Annotated in this window: 14 protein-coding genes; 8 read left to right on the forward strand and 6 right to left on the reverse strand. The window is 46.8% G+C overall.

Features of this window, described 5'->3' with window-relative positions:
• Positions 1 to 57: 57 nt before the first annotated feature.
• Positions 58 to 1,251 (reverse strand): sensor histidine kinase, encoded by a 1,194-nt coding sequence (locus D0A34_17645; GenBank protein UNU20456.1) that lies wholly within the window; start codon positions 1,249 to 1,251, stop codon positions 58 to 60.
• A 484-nt stretch (positions 1,252 to 1,735) separates the two neighbouring features.
• On the opposite strand from D0A34_17645, the gene ntrB reads away from it, so the two are divergent.
• From ntrB to D0A34_17665, 4 genes are all read left to right on the forward strand, one after another.
• Positions 1,736 to 2,584 (forward strand): nitrate ABC transporter, permease protein, encoded by an 849-nt coding sequence (gene ntrB, locus D0A34_17650; GenBank protein UNU20457.1) that lies wholly within the window; start codon positions 1,736 to 1,738, stop codon positions 2,582 to 2,584.
• A 103-nt stretch (positions 2,585 to 2,687) separates the two neighbouring features.
• Positions 2,688 to 4,118: an ABC transporter substrate-binding protein gene (locus D0A34_17655; GenBank protein UNU20458.1), complete on the forward strand. Its 1,431-nt coding sequence runs from the start codon at positions 2,688 to 2,690 to the stop codon at positions 4,116 to 4,118.
• 152 nt (positions 4,119 to 4,270) lie between these two features.
• Positions 4,271 to 5,110: an ATP-binding cassette domain-containing protein gene (locus D0A34_17660; GenBank protein UNU20459.1), complete on the forward strand. Its 840-nt coding sequence runs from the start codon at positions 4,271 to 4,273 to the stop codon at positions 5,108 to 5,110.
• A gap of 61 nt (positions 5,111 to 5,171) precedes the next feature.
• On the forward strand, positions 5,172 to 5,942 hold the full coding sequence (locus D0A34_17665; GenBank protein UNU22350.1) for a universal stress protein: 771 nt from the start codon (positions 5,172 to 5,174) through the stop codon (positions 5,940 to 5,942).
• Between the two features lie 215 nt (positions 5,943 to 6,157).
• On the opposite strand, the gene D0A34_17670 is transcribed toward D0A34_17665, so the two are convergent.
• Together D0A34_17670 and D0A34_17675 are read right to left on the reverse strand one after the other, a co-directional pair.
• Positions 6,158 to 6,376 carry a hypothetical protein gene (locus D0A34_17670; protein ID UNU20460.1) on the reverse strand — a complete coding sequence of 73 codons (219 nt, stop codon included), beginning with the start codon at positions 6,374 to 6,376 and terminating at the stop codon, positions 6,158 to 6,160.
• A 236-nt stretch (positions 6,377 to 6,612) separates the two neighbouring features.
• A complete protein-coding gene (locus tag D0A34_17675) occupies positions 6,613 to 8,574 on the reverse strand; it encodes a S9 family peptidase (protein ID UNU20461.1) in 1,962 nt (653 codons plus the stop codon).
• Positions 8,575 to 8,652: 78 nt separating this feature from the next.
• Between D0A34_17675 and D0A34_17680 the strand changes: the two genes are divergently transcribed.
• The 3 genes from D0A34_17680 to D0A34_17690 all read left to right on the forward strand — a co-directional run bounded on the left by D0A34_17680 (position 8,653) and on the right by D0A34_17690 (position 11,603).
• Complete coding sequence (locus tag D0A34_17680) at positions 8,653 to 9,576, forward strand: nucleoside hydrolase (GenBank protein UNU20462.1); 924 nt, start codon at positions 8,653 to 8,655, stop codon at positions 9,574 to 9,576.
• Positions 9,577 to 9,737: 161 nt separating this feature from the next.
• A complete protein-coding gene (locus D0A34_17685) occupies positions 9,738 to 11,096 on the forward strand; it encodes a DUF3370 domain-containing protein (GenBank protein UNU20463.1) in 1,359 nt (452 codons plus the stop codon).
• Positions 11,097 to 11,219: 123 nt separating this feature from the next.
• Positions 11,220 to 11,603 carry a hypothetical protein gene (locus D0A34_17690; GenBank protein UNU20464.1) on the forward strand — a complete coding sequence of 128 codons (384 nt, stop codon included), beginning with the start codon at positions 11,220 to 11,222 and terminating at the stop codon, positions 11,601 to 11,603.
• 355 nt (positions 11,604 to 11,958) lie between these two features.
• On the opposite strand, the gene D0A34_17695 is transcribed toward D0A34_17690, so the two are convergent.
• The 3 genes from D0A34_17695 to D0A34_17705 form a co-directional block, all read right to left on the reverse strand.
• Positions 11,959 to 13,542, reverse strand: coding sequence for a DUF4335 domain-containing protein (locus D0A34_17695; protein ID UNU20465.1), 1,584 nt, complete (start codon positions 13,540 to 13,542; stop codon positions 11,959 to 11,961).
• A gap of 199 nt (positions 13,543 to 13,741) precedes the next feature.
• Positions 13,742 to 14,347 carry a DUF3038 domain-containing protein gene (locus tag D0A34_17700; GenBank protein ID UNU20466.1) on the reverse strand — a complete coding sequence of 202 codons (606 nt, stop codon included), beginning with the start codon at positions 14,345 to 14,347 and terminating at the stop codon, positions 13,742 to 13,744.
• A gap of 251 nt (positions 14,348 to 14,598) precedes the next feature.
• Positions 14,599 to 17,328, reverse strand: a complete 2,730-nt coding sequence (locus D0A34_17705; protein ID UNU20467.1) for an endonuclease MutS2 — start codon at positions 17,326 to 17,328, stop codon at positions 14,599 to 14,601.
• 439 nt (positions 17,329 to 17,767) lie between these two features.
• Here D0A34_17705 and D0A34_17710 point away from each other — a divergent pair, with 439 nt between their 5' ends.
• Positions 17,768 to 19,015, forward strand: a complete 1,248-nt coding sequence (locus D0A34_17710; GenBank protein UNU20468.1) for a hybrid sensor histidine kinase/response regulator — start codon at positions 17,768 to 17,770, stop codon at positions 19,013 to 19,015.
• The last annotated feature ends 251 nt before the right edge of the window (positions 19,016 to 19,266 follow it).

Genomic DNA, 19,266 nt, shown 5'->3' on the forward strand with positions numbered 1-19,266 from the left:
TTAGTTGGCAGTTGGCAGTCAACAGTCATTAGTCAACAGTCAACAGTTAACAGTAATCTAAACTCCATCCAATTCTAAGGGAAAAATTACAGTGAAGGAGGAGCCAACTCCTACTTCAGAAACTAATTCGATTTTACCTTGCAAGAGGTTGACTAATCGAACGACAATTGCTAGCCCTAAGCCGGTAGTGTCAGGAATGCCAGAACCCAGGGAGCTGTCCGCTCGAAAATAGGGTTGAAAAATCCGATCGCAGTCTTCTGAAGCAATGCCAATTCCTGTATCGGTGATGCAGAGACTCCACTGTTCGTCTGACAATAATTCGGTTTTTATGGTAATAGTACCAGCTTGGGTGTAGCGAATGGCGTTGCTCGTCAAGTTGGTGATAATTTGCTGCAAGCGCAAGTAATCTGTCATAACTTGATCGAGAACCGGAGTGCACTCAACGACGATCTCTAAATTTTTTTCTTTAGCCAAAGGCTCGATTATTTCGACAACAGTGCCGATCGCCGATCGCACATTTGTAGCACTTAGCTGCAATTTTATGCGTCCCGCGTCGTACCGCGAGATTTCGAGAGTATCGTTAATTAATCTAAGTAAGCGTCTGCCGTTGCTGAGGACTTTATCAATATGTGCCAAATTGGGAGCCGAATCTTTAACTCTAGGATTGTTTATTTGGCGCAAAAACAATTCTGAGTAGCCAATAATAGAGGTGAGGGGGGTTTTCAATTCATGAGCTAAGTGAGATAGATTCTCTTGACTGGCGCGAAATAAACGAGTCAGCTCTTGATTTGTAAGTTGCAATTGGTTGTGCAACTCCTGTAGTTCTTGGAATCTTGCTTGGGTATAGGTTTTGAAACAGTCAGCAATTACTTCGTCGAGGGCAGCGTCAATTAAGCGGTAAGCTCGGCTGACTTCAGCGGCTGAGCCTTTTAGCAATTCTGGCTCTAAAGCATCGAAAATTACCCTCCGCAGCAAGCGGTATTCCCGCGCAATTTCTTCGGCATCGTAACCTTGTTTTGCCCTGACAGTCCCGTGTTCTAAACTTTCTTCTACGAGTGTCCCAATGTCGCTTTCTTCTGATTGGGACAGCATAGTTACGATCGCTTGCAGTACGATGGGAAGGCTGTCGCGCACGGAAGTGTAGGTGAGTTGCTTGGCGGTTTCGATTTGCTCGTCGGAGCGAACAGCTTCGATCCAGTTTTCGGTAATTATGTCAATTTTACCTTGTAACGCTTGACTAAAATCTGTCATGGCTATTATAAATAAATCAATGGAGCGATCATATTTTATATCTCTAGGTTAGTTTAATAATTAACTTTTTGAATTTTCTCTCAACTTTTGGGCTTCGCCGATCGCCAATAGCTACTTCTAAAGACATATTGACAAAATTAAATGGTCGTGCTAGCTTAAGTTAAATTGGCTTAAAACGTCAAGCCTAATCCACCAATGCGCGATCAAACCAAGCGTGTGGCTGGAGCGGAGGAACCAATTTTCGGGGCGAATCTCTACAGAATTAAAAAGCAAAGTTAAAAATTGCCAAATTTGAGTGTAGTTTTTGATTTTGAAATCTCAGGAGAAGGACATCTCTCAGTCCTAGCCCGTCAGCTAACTTCGCAGGCATTGAGAAGAGACTGAAAAGCCAAATGTTCTGAAAAAGATTGTTTGGCTTCGTCAGTGTCTCAGGTTGGTATTGTTCAAGATTCTTGTACCTGCCCTGACTCTGAAGGAGATTGAAATGTTCATACAGCTTAATTTATCTGCGATCGCACTTGCAGGAGTTGCAACGTGGAAGCGTGTAAAACCCGTTGTCATCCGAGATGCTGTTTTGTTACCGGCTGCGGGTTTTTTGGGAATTCTTGGCTTGTGGTGGATTGTTGCCAGCTTCAAAAGCGATTTGATTCCCACTCCGTATCAGGCGTTTATAGCTAATTTAGATTACATATTGCATCCATTTTACCGGCGCGGGCCTGGAGATTTAGGCATTGGCTGGCTGCTGCTAGCGAGTTTGCGACGGGTGTTGGTGGGATTTTTGCTGGGTGCAGCAGTTGCGATTCCCGTGGGATTTACGATCGGGATGTCGAAACCGGCAATGATGGCGCTCAATCCGCTGATTCAAATCTTCAAACCGGTGTCGCCGCTAGCGTGGCTGCCGATAGCTTTATCGATTTTTAATTTAGCAGAGCCGTCGGCAATTTTTGTCATATTCATCACGTCTTTGTGGCCGACAATTATCAACACTGCTTTGGGAGTTTCTAGCGTTTCCCAGGATTATCTGGATGTGGCGCGAGTGTTGGAAATGCCCCGCTGGAGGCGGATTACCAAAATAATTTGGCCGGCGAGTTTGCCATACATTTTTACAGGTTTGCGGATTAGTTTGGGGATTGCTTGGCTGGTGATTGTGGCGGTGGAAATGCTGACAGGCGGTGTGGGAATTGGCTTTTTTGTCTGGGATGAGTGGAGCCGTTTGAATCTGAGTTCGGTATTTTTAGCGGTGTTGGTAATTGGCATAACTGGATTGTTGCTCGACGCTGCTGTTGACAAAGTTCAGGAATTGGTAACGCATCGACCAATCATTAATCATTAGTCAGTTTGCAGTTTGCAGTTGTTAGGAAAGCAGTTGTCAGTTGTCAACAGTTAACAGTCAACAGTCAACAGTCAACAGTTAACAGTCATTAGCCAAATTAAATATGAGTGACAAGTTTTCCAATGAATGGAAGCGCCGAGAATTTTTGCAAGGAATGGGAGCTGCGGCGGCGGGAATGGCTTTATCGGGTTGTGGAATTAGCGCGGATCGATCGGCAAAAGGACTCACAGAAGAGGCCTCAGCCGTAAAGCCGATCGTCGATTCCCGAACCTTAGAAAAACCAAATTTAACCGTAGGATACGTGCCGGTTAACGATTGTGCACCATTTGCGATCGCCTGGAAAAAAGGCTTTTTCCGCAAATACGGTTTAAACGTCCAACTCAACCGCGAAGCAAGCTGGGCAACCTCCCGCGACGGCGTAATCTTCGGCCGCCTCGACGCCTCCCCAGTCGTATCCGGCGCCGTCACAAACGCCCGAATTGGCGCCGAAGGAGCGCGCCACGCACCTCTGTGCGCGGCAATGACAATTCACCGCCACGGCAACGCCATGACGATGAACAAAGCTATGTGGGATTCCGGTTTACGCCCGTGGCACGAATACAACGGCAATTTGGAAGAATTTGGCAAACAATTTCGAGCCTTTTTTGACAGTCAGCCGTCGGAAAAAAGAGTTTGGGCAGTGGTTCTGAGTTCTGCTATTTACGAATACTTTGTCCGCTACATATCGGCGGCTGCCGGTGTCGATCCGTTCAAAGAATTTCGGGTAATTATTGTGCCACCGCCGCAGATGGTAACGAACATCAGGATTGGCGCGATGCAGGCTTACATGGTGGCCGAACCTTGGAATACGCGGGCAATTCAAGGCAATTTGGGCGTGGGTTTTACCTTCGTCCAAGGCAAGGAAGTTTGGCTGGGGCATCCCGATCGCCTTTTGGGAGTAATGCAATCATTCATTGAGGAAAATCCGAAGACTTATTACTCGCTGGTTAAGGCAATGGTGGAAGCTTGTCAGTATTGCAGCAAGCCGGAAAATCGCAGTGAAATATCGGCGCTGCTGACTGAGCGATCGTTCACGGGGGCGAAACCGAAAAAAGGGGCGATCGACAAATTTACGCGACCCGCAATAGTTGGCGACTACAACTATGGAGGGTTTGACGGACAAGACCGCACCATACAATCGGAAGATGCAACTATTTTCTATGACATTCCTAAGAATTTGCCTCAAATACCCGGAAATCATTCAACATTTATGTGGCAGTCTCAGAGTATTTGGTTGATGACTCAAGCCGCTCGCTGGGGACAGATTAAGGAGGTGCCAAAAAATGCTGAGGAATTAGCTAAAAAAGGTTGGAGAACCGACCTTTACCGCAAGATTGTTGCCGAAATGGGGATCGATTGTCCCCAGGAGGATTACCAAGTGGAACCTGCGGAACTTTTCATTGATAAAAAGGCATTTGATCCTAGCGATCCGGTGGGTTATTTGAATAGTTTTGAAATTCGAGCAAACCGCCCTCAGTCTTTTTTTCAGTCTTAAGGTTTGACATCTTGCGCTTTTCCTACCGTCCCCCCAGGGACTTAAGTCCCTGGCTAATAGCTAAAGTCGGTTGAAACCGACTAAAAGATTTTAGAAATTACGCCACCGGAAGGAAATCAAATTAACACTTTACTACTTTTTAGGAGAATACCGTGACTCAATACTTTTCTACTTCTATCGAAGCCAGCAGCCAAGTCAAGAAGCACCCAGAATTTCTGGAAATTAACAACTTGTTCAAGTCGTATAAAAATGCTGACGGTAGCGAATTTAGCGTTTTGGACAATATCAATTTAAGTATTGGAGAAAACGAATATATTTCGGTAATCGGTCACTCGGGTTGCGGCAAATCAACGCTGCTAAAAATAGTGGCAGGTTTGGAAAAACAGAGCGACGGAATAGTGACACTGGAAGGAAAAGAAATTCGCAAACCGGGAGCCGATCGCATGATGGTATTTCAGCACTACGGATTGTTGCCTTGGCTGACGGTGCGGGAAAATATTCGGCTGGCAGTTGATGAAGTTTTGCGAAGTCTTAGCCGCCCCGAGAAGATTAGTCTTGTCAACGAACACCTAGCAATGGTAAACTTAACTGCAGCAGCCGATAAATATCCAGACGAAATTTCCGGAGGCATGAAACAGCGGGTTGGGATTGCGAGAGCTTTAGCGATCCGACCGAAAATGTTATTAATGGACGAACCGTTTGGAGCGCTGGATGCTCTAACTCGCGGCAAGTTGCAGAAACAGGTGCTGGATATTTGGGAAAATCACAGACAAGCTGCAATGATGATTACTCACGATGTGGATGAAGCTATCTATATGTCCGATCGCATTGTGCTGATGACAAACGGCCCCGCTGCGACAATAGGAGAGATTTTGTCAGTGCCGTTTGCCCGCCCGCGCGATCGCCAGGAGTTGCGGGAATCGAAGGAGTATTACGAAATCCGCAACTATGCTTTGAATTTTCTCGATCGCTACTTTACTCAAGACGAATAACACCCGACGGATCGACATAACAATTCACTTAAGAGAGGTTAAGCCTGTGAATCTCAAAACAATGTTAGCGCGTTTTGAAAGTGCATTGGGATACCAAAATTTAGCAGAAGAAATGGTGTTGCTGCCGGAGCCAACATTACCAGTTTCTAAGAAATCAAAATCCCCAAAACAGGCAAAAACTATCAATTTTATTGTCGGTTACAACAGTTCTCCCCAAAGTCAAATAGCTCTGGATATTACCCTTTGGATGGCGCATCAAACTCGTTTAGTAACAACTAAAGAAGTCACGGTTCAAGTTGTCTACGTGATCGACGAATCGTCAAAAAGTTACCGCGAAGATACTTGCAAAGTTGCTGTAGCAAATGCCTTAGCTGCACAGCAGAAAGTGTCTGATTTAGAGCAAACATTCGCCCTTAATTGTGCAGCGCCTGCGCTCGCTTTACCAACCGAAATCCCATCGGTATCCCAGCAAAAAACTTGGATAGATCCGCATTATTTTCAAGCAATTTATGGTCAAAATAATGAGTACGAGGTAGCAGATAAGTTGCTGTGGCAAGCGCGCTGTTTGGCTGAGGAATGGCGCGGTTTATTCAAAGCTCATTTACGCATCGGGGGGGTTGCTACAGAACTGAGAAAGGTGGTTGAAGTAGAATCAGCAAATTTACTGTTCTTGGGCTGTGGTTCTGGCAACCATCGGCTGGTTAGGGAACTAGGCAATAATTTTCCCTGCTGCGTACTCGGGATTCCTTCGGCACTCAGCTATCACATCGATGTTCAGCCTGAAGAAAGTTTGAGCAAGTTACAGTTGGCGACAACTATACCTGCAGGTTAAACTTGTTCACTCGTTGGGTCAGAATCTAATTATGTAAGGTGCGCTAGGCGCACCCTACGACTATAATTCGCGCGCCCAACCTTTTTTTGCGTAAGTTCTATATCGATCAAAAATTAAAAATGGTTTCCTCGCTCGAAGTCCTAATTATGAGACAATTAGGACTTTTTTTGATTGTGGAAATTTTAAAATTTATTGTCAAGGAAAATTATCGGCACTTATCTGATCATAGACAATTCGTTAACTAATTTTATCCTTCCCCGGCACACAGAGCGCAGCAGCCGATCAATCGAGCGTTTGTCTTCCTCAGTCAAATTTTCGTCAAAAATAGCAGCCATCAAACCATACCTATCGGCTAGAGTAATGTAGCCATTTTGATTCACTTCGGCAAACAGCTCGCCCAAAGCAGAGGGAATCAGGTGGACAGGAGTTTGCATAGTAATTGACTCTCTACTCGACAATCGGGCGATCGGGCCTTTCTGTGGCAACAAAAGGCGATCGCATTATAAAAATTTATAGCTGTATTGCCTTTAAAAGGGTGACAATAAGCCGCAAAATTCGTGATAGTAAACAGCAAAATTTGTGAAGTAAATCACCTTTAAAATTTGCGAATTATGATAAAGCTTGCAGGTGCGTTTTAGGGAAGACCGAGCAACTGCAAACTTAATGTTTTCTAAAGATTGAAAATCACCACTTCCTCCACAGGTTCAGCTAACTCAAACTTAAACACCCGGGAATAGAAATAGAATTCGCCGTCAAGAGTTCTTTTGATATTTTCAGCGCGGCGAAAACCGTGTTGTTCCCCTTCATAAGCAACATAAGCAACCGGCAAACCTTTAGCTTTCAATATCTCTACCATCATTTCCGCTTGATTAGGCGGAACCACTTTATCTTCTAATCCTTGAAAGAAGATAACGGGACAAGATAAACGTTCGGCGGAATGAATAGGCGAACGAGCTACATACAAATCTTTTCTTTCAGGATAAGGCCCGATTAATCCATCCAGATAGCGCGCTTCAAATTTGTGAGTATCCGTTGCCAAAGCTTCCAAATCGCTAACTCCATAATAGCTCGCACCGGCCTTAAACACATCGCGGAAAGTAAGAGCGCACAGAGTAGTGTACCCTCCTGCACTGCCTCCGGCGATCGCCATTCTTTCGCCATCAACTAAACCTTTTTGAGCTAAATATTTAGCACCGTTAGCGCAGTCGTCAACATCGACAATTCCCCAACTATCTTGCAGTCTTTTTCTGTATTCTCGGCCGTAACCAGTGCTGCCGCCGTAATTAACATCGAGCACGGCAAAACCGCGACTCGTCCAATATTGAATTTTCAAATTCATACTGCTAGAAGTAGCAGCAGTTGGGCCGCCGTGACTTTTAACAACAAGCGGCGGTTTTTCACCCGCAGGCGCTGCGAAATCTTGATTTTTCGGAGGATAGAAGAAACCGAAAGCAGTCAAATTGTTTTCCGTAGGGAATTCAATCGGTTCCGGTACCGAAAGATAACCCGGATTGATGCTTAAATTGCTTGATTGGCGCAATATTTCTAGTTGGCTTGTTGCTAAATTGAGTTGTACAATAGCAGTAGATTCCGTCGGCGAACTTGCCAGACAAACAACAGTTTCTCCCCGCGCTTTGACCGACGAAATATCAGTGTAAGGCGTCTCAATAGTTGTCAAATGCTTTGTCGTTAAATCAAGACTCGCTAAATACCACTGGCCTTGCTGAGTGTAGGTGCAAATAATTTTGCTTTCCGAGACAACGGCATAAGTAGACATTCCAAAAACCCACTGAGGAAGTCCGAACTCAGCCGCCATTTCGCACAAGCTGGTTTCTATCTCGGCTTCCCCCCTTACCAAGGAGGGATTGAGGGGGGTGCTAGATTGCCAGCGGTAGAAATTCCACCAGTTAGACTTGTCAGAAACAAAATACAAAACTCCATCGGGCGACCATTCCGGTTGAAAAATCGACTCCTCAACCCCGCCAGCCACTAAGTATTTTTCACCTAAAGAACCGTCAGCATTAATTTCTGCTACCCACAATTCTGTGCCATCCCAGGGCATATTTGGATGGTTCCAACAAATCCAGGAAAGTAGAGAACCGTCTGGACTTAAACGAGGGGAAGCATAAAAATCATTGCCCTGAGTTAAGATTTGAATATCTTCGCCGTTATCTAAATTAATGCTAACAATAGTATTGACAGGTTCCCCCTCACCTGCATGGTCTTCGCGCACGCAAATCAGGCGATTTCTTTGCTGGTCAACTATCGCATCTGCATAGCGAGAATTAGCAGTAGGTGTCAGAGGTTCTGGTTGAGAATTTAATGTTTGAGTATAAATACGTTGGTCGGCAAAATGAGAAAAATAGACAACACCGCCAGCAACTGCAAAAGCAGCGCCGCCGTATTCGTTAACGCGAGTGCGAACATTGAAAGGAGCAGGTGTCACGTCGCTGATTTTACCATCAGGAGTGCGCCGCACGAGAACGCTTCTTCCCGCTTCCGAAGGCCTTCCCTCAACCCAATAAATATCATCGCCGTCAATAGCAATTTGTCCGAGCCCGACAGTTCCAGAAACAATTAAATCGGAAGAAATAGGTGATTTCCAAGAGCCGTAAGGTGATAATTTATTCATATAGTTGAGGCAGTTGTGTTTCTCGCACAAAAAAATTAATATGTGTACTTTACACTAATTCAGTCACCCGGAAGCAAGATGTCAAAAAAACTTGTACTAATGGATCACGACGGTGCAGTTGACGACTATCTCTCAGTCGTGTTGCTGATGACAATGGAGGAAGTCGAAACTCTGGGAGTAATTGTCACTCCTGCGGACTGCTACATTCAACCGGCGGTGAGTGCAACGCGCAAAATCCTCGATTTGATGGGGTGTTCAGAGGTTCCGGTGGCGGCGAGTACGGTGCGGGGACTCAACCCATTTCCGGTGTTATTTCGGCGAGATGCCTTTGCAGTCGATCGACTTCCGATTCTAAATGAAAAAGGAACCATTGACACGCCGTTAATATCAGAACCCGGACAAAACTTTATGGTGCGAGTTTTGCGGGATGCAGCCGCACCAGTCACATTAATGGTAACGGGGCCGTTAACAACAGTAGCGCAAGCTTTAGATATCGCGCCAGAAATTGAAAGCAAAATTCAAGAAATTGTCTGGATGGGAGGCGCCCTCAATGTTATCGGCAATGTTAGCAAAGATATGGAACCCGGACAAGATATGTCGGCGGAATGGAATGCTTACTGGGACCCGATAGCAATCGATAGAATTTGGCAAACCCAAATTCCCGTTGTCATGTGTCCTTTAGATATCACGAATAATGTACCGCTGACTGTAGAATTTTCCAATCTCTTAGCAAGACAGCGCAAATATCCAATTTCCGACTTAGCAGGACAGTGTTATGCCCTAGCAATATCTCAAGATTACTACTTTTGGGACATTTTGGCAACCGCTTATTTAGCGCATCCAGAATTTTACCAACTGCGAGAATGGGAAACAGAAATTATTACCGAAGGCATCAGCCAAGGACGCACAAAAGTTAAAAGTGGAGGGCGAAAAATTCAAGCAATGGATAAAGTAGACACCGCCAAATTTTACAATTACATATTACAACAGTGGGCGCGGTAAAAATCACAATATCCGCTAGGGACAGGTGAGCAAAATCTCCGTACAAAACCAGCCGGGACACGAAGATTTCCCTCCTCTTCTCTTCCCTCTCTTTCTCTGGCCCCTCTGCGCCCTCTGCGGTTAAACAAAAATCTCATCTACCAAATGTAAAACCTCAAAAAATGCTGCCAGTTCTATCAATTATCCCTTTAGCCCAAACCCCTCCCGCACCTCCCGAAATAATCCAAATTCAAGAAGTGCGACCTCTCCCCGGACAGTTAGACAACGTACCAGTATTTAACAGCAACAGTCCCGAAGTAGTGCTGCAAGAAGGAATTTTGCTTTCGACATTTCCCCCGGATGGTAAAAGATTTCCGGCGGCACATTTAAACTTTCCATTTCAAGGACGTTTCGACATATTTGCCCACCACATAGCCCGCGCACCTTCGCCGGAAGATTTGCGAACATTGTATCAAGGAGTAATTGTTTACAATCCGGGCAATAAACCAGTAAAATTAGATATATTGCAAGCTGCGAGTTATCTCAGTCAACCGGATGCACCTTTTATTGAATTGCCGCCACAAGTCGATAATTCAAACAGTAATATTTACGCGGGGCCGGGAAGCCGGGCTGTGAATGATATTCTCAGAGGAAGGAGACAGTCAGACTTTGGGCCTGGGTTAATTATTCCACCGGGAAAAAGCCAAATGTTGATGAATCATCCGATACCAGTGCGGGGATTGGTACCGCCGTTAAACGGTCGATCGACCTTGATGCGGTTACGCAGCGATGGTATAGTCTATGTTGCCAGTCTGGCGATGTTTGCCCGACTTGACGGAGAGGAAAACGGACAGGGAAAGGAGCGATCGCCCAACTTAGCAGAATGGCAAAACTTATTAGACAATGGTAATATAGCCGGGCCGCGCGATCGAGATCCCACACCGCCAGAAATCACCGAAGGTCAACTAATTTACGGCAGAGTTGCCGGTGTAGCATTAGGTTCAGAATGGCGAGCACTTCTCTCAGACAACCCCGCCACATCAAACCTAGCAATTCCCCAACCCGGAACAGCATTTTCCTACCCATTAAGCAGCCTCCCGCGCGGGATGCTGGGCACAAATCAAGTGCAAAGTGCGAGAATGCTAGTCCGCTACCCAGATACAGCATACCGCGCCCACGGCAATTACGGAATTCAATACAGTCTCAGCTTGCCACTGTACAATTCTACCAGCAAAAATCAAACTGTAGCTGTCGCAATTCAAACTCCAATTAAGACAGACAAATTAACTTCAGGAGGACTTAGTTTTTTAGAACCTCCGGCACCTCAAACTTTTTTTAGGGGGACGGTTCGAGTGCGCTATACTGATGACAATCAAGTGCCTCAAACTCGCTACGTGCATTTAGTGCAGCGGCGGGGACAGCAGGGGGAACCTTTGGTAAAATTAGAGATGAAATCCGGAGAAAAGCGACTTGTAGAAGTGGATTTTATTTATCCGCCCGATTCGTCGCCGCCACAAGTTTTGACAGTGAAAACAAATTAAATTTTAGCGGCTGCTACTGCTAGACCGACGCCTACAAATACAATACGTAATTAACCTGATTTGTTTTTATTTTTGCGTGGCGCGGACTTGGTTGGTGTCTAGTCGGTATTGGCATAAAACAAGATGAACTTATCAAAAAAATTCTGGATTATTGCTTGTTTTGTGTACGTTTTAATTCTTCTCACTATCATGCTTTTAGCAGATACGGGGAAATTAGTCAACTTTCCTCTCGCTCATCCCCCTTATGACAAACTCGGTCACTTTATTTTGTACGGAATAGCATCTTTTCTGTGCCATAGAGCGACGGGCAAAAAAAATATCAATTTGTTTAATTATTCCATTTCTTTCGGGCCCGCAATTTTTACTATGTTCACTGCTGCGGAAGAAATGCTGCAAGGGATTTTACCCAATCGTACTGCTAGTATTGAAGATTTTTTATTTAGTTTTTGCGGGATTGCAGTTTTTTATTGGATTGGAGAAGTTTGGGATAGAAAAAAAGGGCATTGATGATATAGAAGGAAGAAGGAAGTTCGGCAACGGATTATGTAACGGATGTAACGGATGTAACGGATGTCAGGAAGAAGGAAGTTCGGCAACGGATTATGTAACGGATGTAACGGATGTCAGGAAGAAAGAAGAAGGAAGTTTCTAGAGTGCACAATGCGAACCAGTTGACGAGTGTCAGCAACTTTTTTTACTGGTGACTTTGCGCGCACGGGTAAAGAGATATTTGCAGGACAAAGGGGAGCAAATGTCAATACGCTGGCTGCTGCGGCCGCCGTTAAAAATTAAATTTTTTTGAACTTGTTTAAGATTAGCAATTTACCGGGATTTCCCATCTCGACAATGTGTTTGAGACCGTTTAATCACTCTCTTCCAAAAAGGTTTGTACTCGACCGTTGGGTCGCAAAACAACTCTAATTTTCGGATTTTTGCCATTAGAAACGGCAGAAACAAACGGCTCGCCGACTAATGGCATATTAGTTTGCTCGATATAATCTGCTGCTGCTTTTCCCATCGGCACAATACTTTGAACTGACCCATTTTCATCGATCAGCACGCTGTATTCCAAAGTTTGTTCCATTCCTTCTGGAGGCTTCCAGCGTTCCTCAAAGTAAGTTCTAGCTTCTGAAACTTGAGGAATTGTATCAAATAAAGTGCGGTTTTTTTTGCTCGCCGCGGCCTGGTTGTTGTCCTCGGACTCGGTGGTTGGTTGAGCATCCTCAAGGGGTGGGAGTTCGGTACTAGCGGGGGGGACAATCGGCTCGATGGGGCTGGGGAAGGGCTGCGGCGGGGGAACGGGAAATCGGGAAGCCGACAGGGAGGGCGGCAGGGGGGGCGGTACGGCGGGAGCTAGTCTCGGCGGTAGGGGGGGCAGCACGTAGGGTACTGGTGCGGGTGCTTGGGGGGCGGAAATGGGCGGTTCTTCGGGGGCGGGAATTGTGATTGTTTGCCCTTGAGGGAAAGCTGGGGCGCTCTGTGGGGCGCTGGCTGTGCTGCCATTGGGGGGAAATAGCAGGGGTGGCTGCTGGATAGGGCTGGGTCTGTTGCTGGGGGGATTTGGGGCGAGGGCGATGGGGGGCAAGCTGGGGCTGGGGGAGGCGGCGGTGTTGATGGGCGGGGGCGGCAGGGGCGGTAAACCCGGTGTTGGTGCTGGGGGTGTCGGTACGGCGGGAACTGGACTGGGGGAGACGCCTGCAGCTAGCTGGGGGTTTCCGGGAGCGGGGGCGAGTTGTGGATTGGCGGGGGCGGGAGCGGGGGCTGTGGCGGTTTGCGGGGAGGTGGCGGCCCGATCGAGCATTTTGAGAATTCCTGTCGTCAGGCCGGCGCTGGCGACCAGCATTGCTGCCACCTTGAGCCAGGGTGAGGACAGCGGTTGTCGAGGTTCACGATTGAGGTTGGGAAGCGCCATCACTTCGGCGGCGCAGTCATCTAGTGCTGTGGCCAAGTCAAACAGTTGCAGGGTGCTCAAGGGAACTACTGGCCCGGATTCTACGGCGCTCAAAGAGCCTAAAAACAAGTTGTGGGCGAGCAACCCGCGGGGTTCTAAGCGGGGGGGAACCGGAAGGTAGGAGGTATTCGGGGCGGAAGTTGCCAGTTCGGAAGTGTTGACGGCTCGATCGAATATAACGGCGTTACGCGCTGCTTCTGGCGAGTCTGGGCCCGCAGGGATACGGCCTCTTTGAGAGTTGAGGTTGCTTTCCCAATCGCGGGATTCGCCGAGCAAGTTTTGGACGTAGTTGCTGACAGCTTCGTGGAGGGTTTCGAGTTGAATTCGATCGCCCCTGAGAGTAACGTGTTCGGTATCTGGCAGCCTGGGGTCGTCGAGTCGCAGCTCGAAACTTAAAGATTTAAACACCGGTTGGCCCGCCCAGCGAGATAGAGGCGAACTTTTGGCTGTAATTTCCAGCGTGCAAGTGGGGGGCGTGTACCGTTTGAGAACCATAGCGAAGAAGGAAGAAGGAAGAAGGAAGAAGGAAGAAGGAAGAGGGAATAACTATGTTTTATCTGATATTTGGCAGTATTCTCAACAAGCTGTTTTAGCAAGAGGCATCTTGCCTGTTCCACAATAAATAAATTTTCTGGTGGAACAGGCATCTTGCCTGTTCCCGATGTTTGTCATTCTCGTTCCCATTATGCTTAGTTTAATTCTTAGCACGGTCTAGAAGAGCCAGCCAGAGGCGGCGGTGGCCACCGGGACTGCTGTAAAACAGCAAATCGATCAGGAGTTTGAGGGCCAAATCAGTCAGTTCTCGTGCCGATAAATTTTCTGCATCTTCCATGCGCGAGCCATAAGTGTTGCTGAACCTGTCAATATAATCTCCCAGCAAAGCGATGGTGTGAGGTTCGCGGTTTTGTTCAGCCATTTGTTCCAGCAAAGCAACAGCCCGGCGGATTAAAGCTTGGTGCTGTTTTGCCAAATGACAGCTTATCAAAACGAGCGATCGAGCTTCCTCCACATCGAGTTTTTTGCGCCCTCCGTGACCTTTCCGCAGCGGGTTAGATTGGCGCAGCCGCCACAAAGCTACCCGATCGGCTACCATTGGCTCTAAATTCAGTTCGGCTGCTACCTTGAGCATCGCCTCTGAGCCAATTTCTGCCAATGCTTCTAGGGCTAACAGCACTAAATCCAGTTGGGCTTTAATGTTGTCCAACTGGGTAGGTTCTGGTGCTTTTTGGGTCAATTCTTCCCAGTTGGGAGATTGGCCCGTTGCGTTTGTGGGAGCGGAGGACTTTACGGTCGAGCGCATGGCTTCAGCACGGGAAATTAAGACAGGTTGAGGCAGGATATCAAACAGTATGCAGTGATTAAAGCTTTGCGGCCTGTGGGCAACAGCACATCTGTTAATTTGTCTCCATAGCTCGTTGCTTTGATTCCGGCAATCCTAACTGCTGGACGGAGTTGCGGGTTAAAAGTTGCGGCTTCAAGTTCGATCGATCGCAATCCGCAAAACCCATAAATTTTTACTTCTCACCATGCTACGCCACCGGCTGCCACAAATCAATGTAAATAAACCACCGTCACACCTGTACCTCCTTCTTTTTGACTGGCGAGCTCAAAGCGGGAAACCTGCGGATGAGTCGCGAGGAACTCGTGAACGCCGCGCCGCAACTGTCCCGTACCTTTGCCGTGAATTATCCACAGGACTCCGTATTCCACGGCCTTGGAAAGAGCTCGGTCTATTTCGATTTCTGCGTCTGAGACTCTGGCACCCCGTAGGTCGATCGTATTATTAGCAGTGCGAATGGCGATTTCGGGATTGGGTTTTGCAGCTTCCGCCGCTGCTTGCTTAGCTTTAGCCGTAGCGAGTGCTTGTGCTTGGGCGGCCGCCTTGGCTAATTGAGCTTTAGTTTCCGGTTTTTGACCGTCTAGGGATTCAATTTCTCCTAGTTTGACAGTCATTTTCATAATCCCAAACCGAACGCTCAACTCTTCGTTAGCGTCGGGGCCGCTGAGGACTTCGGCGGTTTGGCCCAAGCTGGGAATGCGGATGCGATCGCCCACTTTCGGCATAAAACTCGGTTTGGGTTTAGCCGGTTGTTGGCGAGAGGGCAGGTGTTTTTCAGAAATTTGATTTAAGGTATCTGTCGCTTGTTGGGCATTTTGAGCGGTTTGGTTACCCGACTGCAAGCGACGAATGATTTGAGCAATTTCTGATTTTGCCGACCCTATCGCCTCATTTACTGCCACTTCCTGAGCTATTTTTAGTTCTCGCTCCCGCTCTTGCAAAGCGGCTGCTTTTTGAGAAACTTCTCTGTGCAGTTTTTCGGTTTGGTGTAGCAGTTGAGTTGCTTCTCTGGCCTTGGTTTCCTGTTTCCGGCGCTGTGCTTCGAGTCCAGCAATCACTTGATTGACATCTTGAGACGCTCCCCCGACATAGGTTTGAGCTTCTTCGACTATGGATGCTAGCAAACCGAGTCTTTTGGCAATGGTGAGGGCGTTGGAACGTCCGGGAATTCCCCACAGCAAGCGATAGGTTGGCTGCATGGAATTGTCGTCAAATTCTACTGAGGCATTTTCAAAGCGGGAGTCTTGATATTTGAGGGCTTTGAGTTCGCCAAAGTGGGTAGTTGCAACTGTTAATAGGGAATGTTGGGCGAGATATTGCAACAGGGCGATCGCCAATGCACTGCCTTCTGAGGGGTCTGTCCCCGCTCCTACTTCGTCTAACAAAACTAAAGATTTGGGAATTGCTAATTGGGAATTGCTAATTGGGCTTTGGGCTTTGGGAATTTGTAATTTAGGTTTGAGAATTGGGAGAGCAGAAACAGTGTTCTGTGTATCTGTGACTTCTTGGTCTTGCTGTTGGGAATTAGTAATTGGAAGGTTTGAAGTTTCTTCCCCTTCAGCCTGCGATTTATTGCCTAAAACTTCTAAAATGCGGCTGATGCGGCGGATATGGCCGGAGAAAGTTGACAAACTTTGCTGCAAAGATTGTTCGTCACCAATATCAGCCAAAATATTGTCAAACCAAGGCAATTCTACGGGTTCGCGGGCGGCAACAAACATTCCTGCTTTCGCCATTAAAGCTGCCAAGCCCAAGGTTTTGAGGGTGACAGTTTTGCCGCCAGTGTTGGGGCCTGTGATGGCGACGACGCGGATGTGCGGCCCGATGGTTAAATCGACCGGCACGACTGGAAAGCCTTGCTCGTGCTGTTGCTGCCAAACTAATAAAGGATGGCGCAACTGGCGCAGGGTAATTTGCGATCGCAGGTTGCGAATTAATAATTGACTGTTTTCTTCTTTTTCCTCATCTTCTTTTTCTTCTTTTTCCTCATCTTCTTTTTCGGGATTTTTTGGTGCTAGTTCTGGCTCTCCCAATTCGATAAATTTCGGCGGATTTGCTTGCAACCAAAAACTATAACGCGCTTTAGCGGCTGCTAAATCTAAAGTTGTAACTACCACCACCAATCTGTCTAAATCAGGTTTTACTGCGGCGACTTGCTCAGTGAGGGCGCGGCGGACTGCTTCTTCTTCGGCTTGTTCTTGCCTGAGAAACTGCCGCATTTGGTTGTTAAGATTGACTGTGCTGTGGGGTTCTACGTACAGTGTCGCGCCGCTAGCCGAGGAGTCGTGAACGATGCCCGGTATGGCATCTTTTTGGGGAGCTTTGACGGGAATGACAAAGCGTCCGCTTCTTTGGGTAATTAGCTGTTCTTGTACGGCGTTGGATTGGCGCTGCAAAATCCCCTGCAATATTTGATAAATGCGATCGCGCAACTGTCGCATTTGAACTCTAATTCCTGCTAATTTAGGAGTGGCTCTGTCTGCTACTTGAGCGCGATCGTCTATACAGCGGTGGATTTCTTGCTCTAGTTCGGGATAAGTCCGCAATTGAGCTGCCAGTTCTTTGAGCGTCGGCACATCTGCCTGAGAGTCAATTATCCGGCGCAATTGCCTTGCTCCGGCGAGGGTAGTAGCAATTGCCAGCAATTCTTCGCCGCTGAGCAAACCTTGCAGTTCGGCTCGTTGCAGCGAAGTGCCGATGTCTTGGATTCCTTCAAAACTCAAAGCACCGCCAGCGCGGCTCTCTAACTGATAAGCTTCATGAGTTTGGGCTAGGAGTTCTGCTGTTTGAGCTTGAGTTGCCGGGATTGGGAGGTCGAGGGCGGCGGCGACGCCGAGTTTGGTGGCCGCGAAGGTAGCCAAGTGCTGACACAGGCGCGGCCATTCTAATAGTTCTAGTGTTTCGGCTTGAATCAAAGTTGAGGTGGTGTTGGTAATTGGCATTCTCAGGCGCTGACCGAGAAGGTGAATTTAACGATACTATTAATTGATTTTAAAGTTTTTTATTGTTTCCTGGCGCAATTTGAGAAAGTATCTGCGATCGCCCTCAGCAGTCTTTCGGCAGACAGCTCTGATGTAACATTAATTACGAAGGAGAAAATTTGCCTTTTTGCAGTGCCCGTCTAAAATTATACCTTCTCGTGATACCAGTCCCCAAAAAATATGCAACTGTAGGCAAGCTCCCAACTATTATTATACAGTAAGTCATTCCCCCTTTTTTACTCGAAAATATAAAATCTAAAATGGTATGAGCTATTTTTGGTTTTGAGGGATCGGGCATCGGCTGTTTTTTGGTGGCATTGAACTATTTGGGAATTTTAAATATGTCAGTGCAATTCTGGCGGTTGTATCCTAAAAAGTAATTTGTGGAGATGATAGAAGTATGGCAAAGATTCTGGCGATCATCGCGGATACTGTGACTTTTCAAGTTGTGCAAGAGTTACTCGGCCAAGAGGGACATCAGGTGAAAGTCGTTTCCGACGACCAAGAGGGTTTAGACTGGGCGAGGGAATTGTCCCCCGATGCGATAATTTGCGACGGGACTTCGCCTCAAATCAACTTTTTGGAGGTGTGCCGGCTGGTGAAAGCCGATCGAGAATTGGCGGCAGCCTATTTTATTCTGCTGACAACACCGGAGCAATTTGATGAAATTCAAGAATTGGATGCGGCCTTTGACGATTTTCTGTTTAAACCGATAGTTAAGCAGGAATTATTGGCGCGGGTGCGCGCTTCTAAGAAATCGCGCGAGTTGAGGGCGCAGTTGGCTCTCACCCAGCAAGAATTGCAACTGTCGCGCGATCGAATGCTACAAACAGAAAAAATGTCTAGTTTGGGCGAATTGGTGTCTGGGATAGCCCACGAAATTAACAACCCAATTACTTTTATTTACAGCAATCTAACTCACGTCCAAAGCTACGCGACCGATTTAATTGAACTGCTGCGATTGTATCAAAAAGAGCTAGTCAATCCCGGAGCGGAAATTATGCAAAAACAACAAGATATGGATGTGGAATTCGTACTCGACGATTTATTAAAAATTGTGAGTTCCATGCGTACCGGGAGCGATCGCATCCGCCAAATAATTTTGTCGCTACAGGATTTTTCCCGCAGCGATCGATCTGGCTGGCAGTTATTCGATGTTTCCGACGGTTTAGAAAATACTCTGTTGTTGTTACAGCACCGCTTGCCGGCTCGCGAGGGAAGGCGAGACATCAAGGTGATGAAAGAATTCGGCAATTTGCCACAAATTGAGTGTTATGCAGGTTTGCTCAATCAAGCTTTTCTGAATATCATCAATCACGCGATCGATATTTTGGAAGAGTCTGCTCAAGAGTTGGCAGAGTTGGAATCACTCAAATTTAAGCCGGTGATTTTGATTAGCACTCAGGTGGTCGATGCTGAGCGAATTTCTATTGAGATTGCTGATAACGACATGGCAATTAGCAAAGATATCACAGCGCAACTTTCTGAGCCCTTTTTGGTTGCCCAACCTGCGGAACCACCCATCTACTCGGGACTTGCTCTCAGCTATCAGATAATTGTAGAGCAGCACAAAGGAGAGTTAAGGTGTTTTTCTGAACCAGGTAAAGGTACTAAAATTTACATAGAAATTCCCCTGCGTCACAGCTAATTAATACTATTTACCGTTCGTGGGGGCGGGTTTTTGAGATTGTTTGTTTTAGCCTGATCTTATGGTGAATCCGCCCCTACAATGACTGCATTTTTTTTAAATGTAAAATTTTGTAGAGGGCATGGCAGAAGTTATCGAAAAGAGACTTGAGTTGATATTCAAGAGATTTGAAGGAGAGAGGAAGAGAATAGAAATATGAATAATTCCATGGAGAGGGGCAAGCACGGGAGATTGCCCCTACCAAACACGGT

The sequence above is a fragment of the Microcoleus vaginatus PCC 9802 genome, from assembly GCA_022701275.1.
Taxonomy (GTDB): domain Bacteria; phylum Cyanobacteriota; class Cyanobacteriia; order Cyanobacteriales; family Microcoleaceae; genus Microcoleus; species Microcoleus vaginatus_A.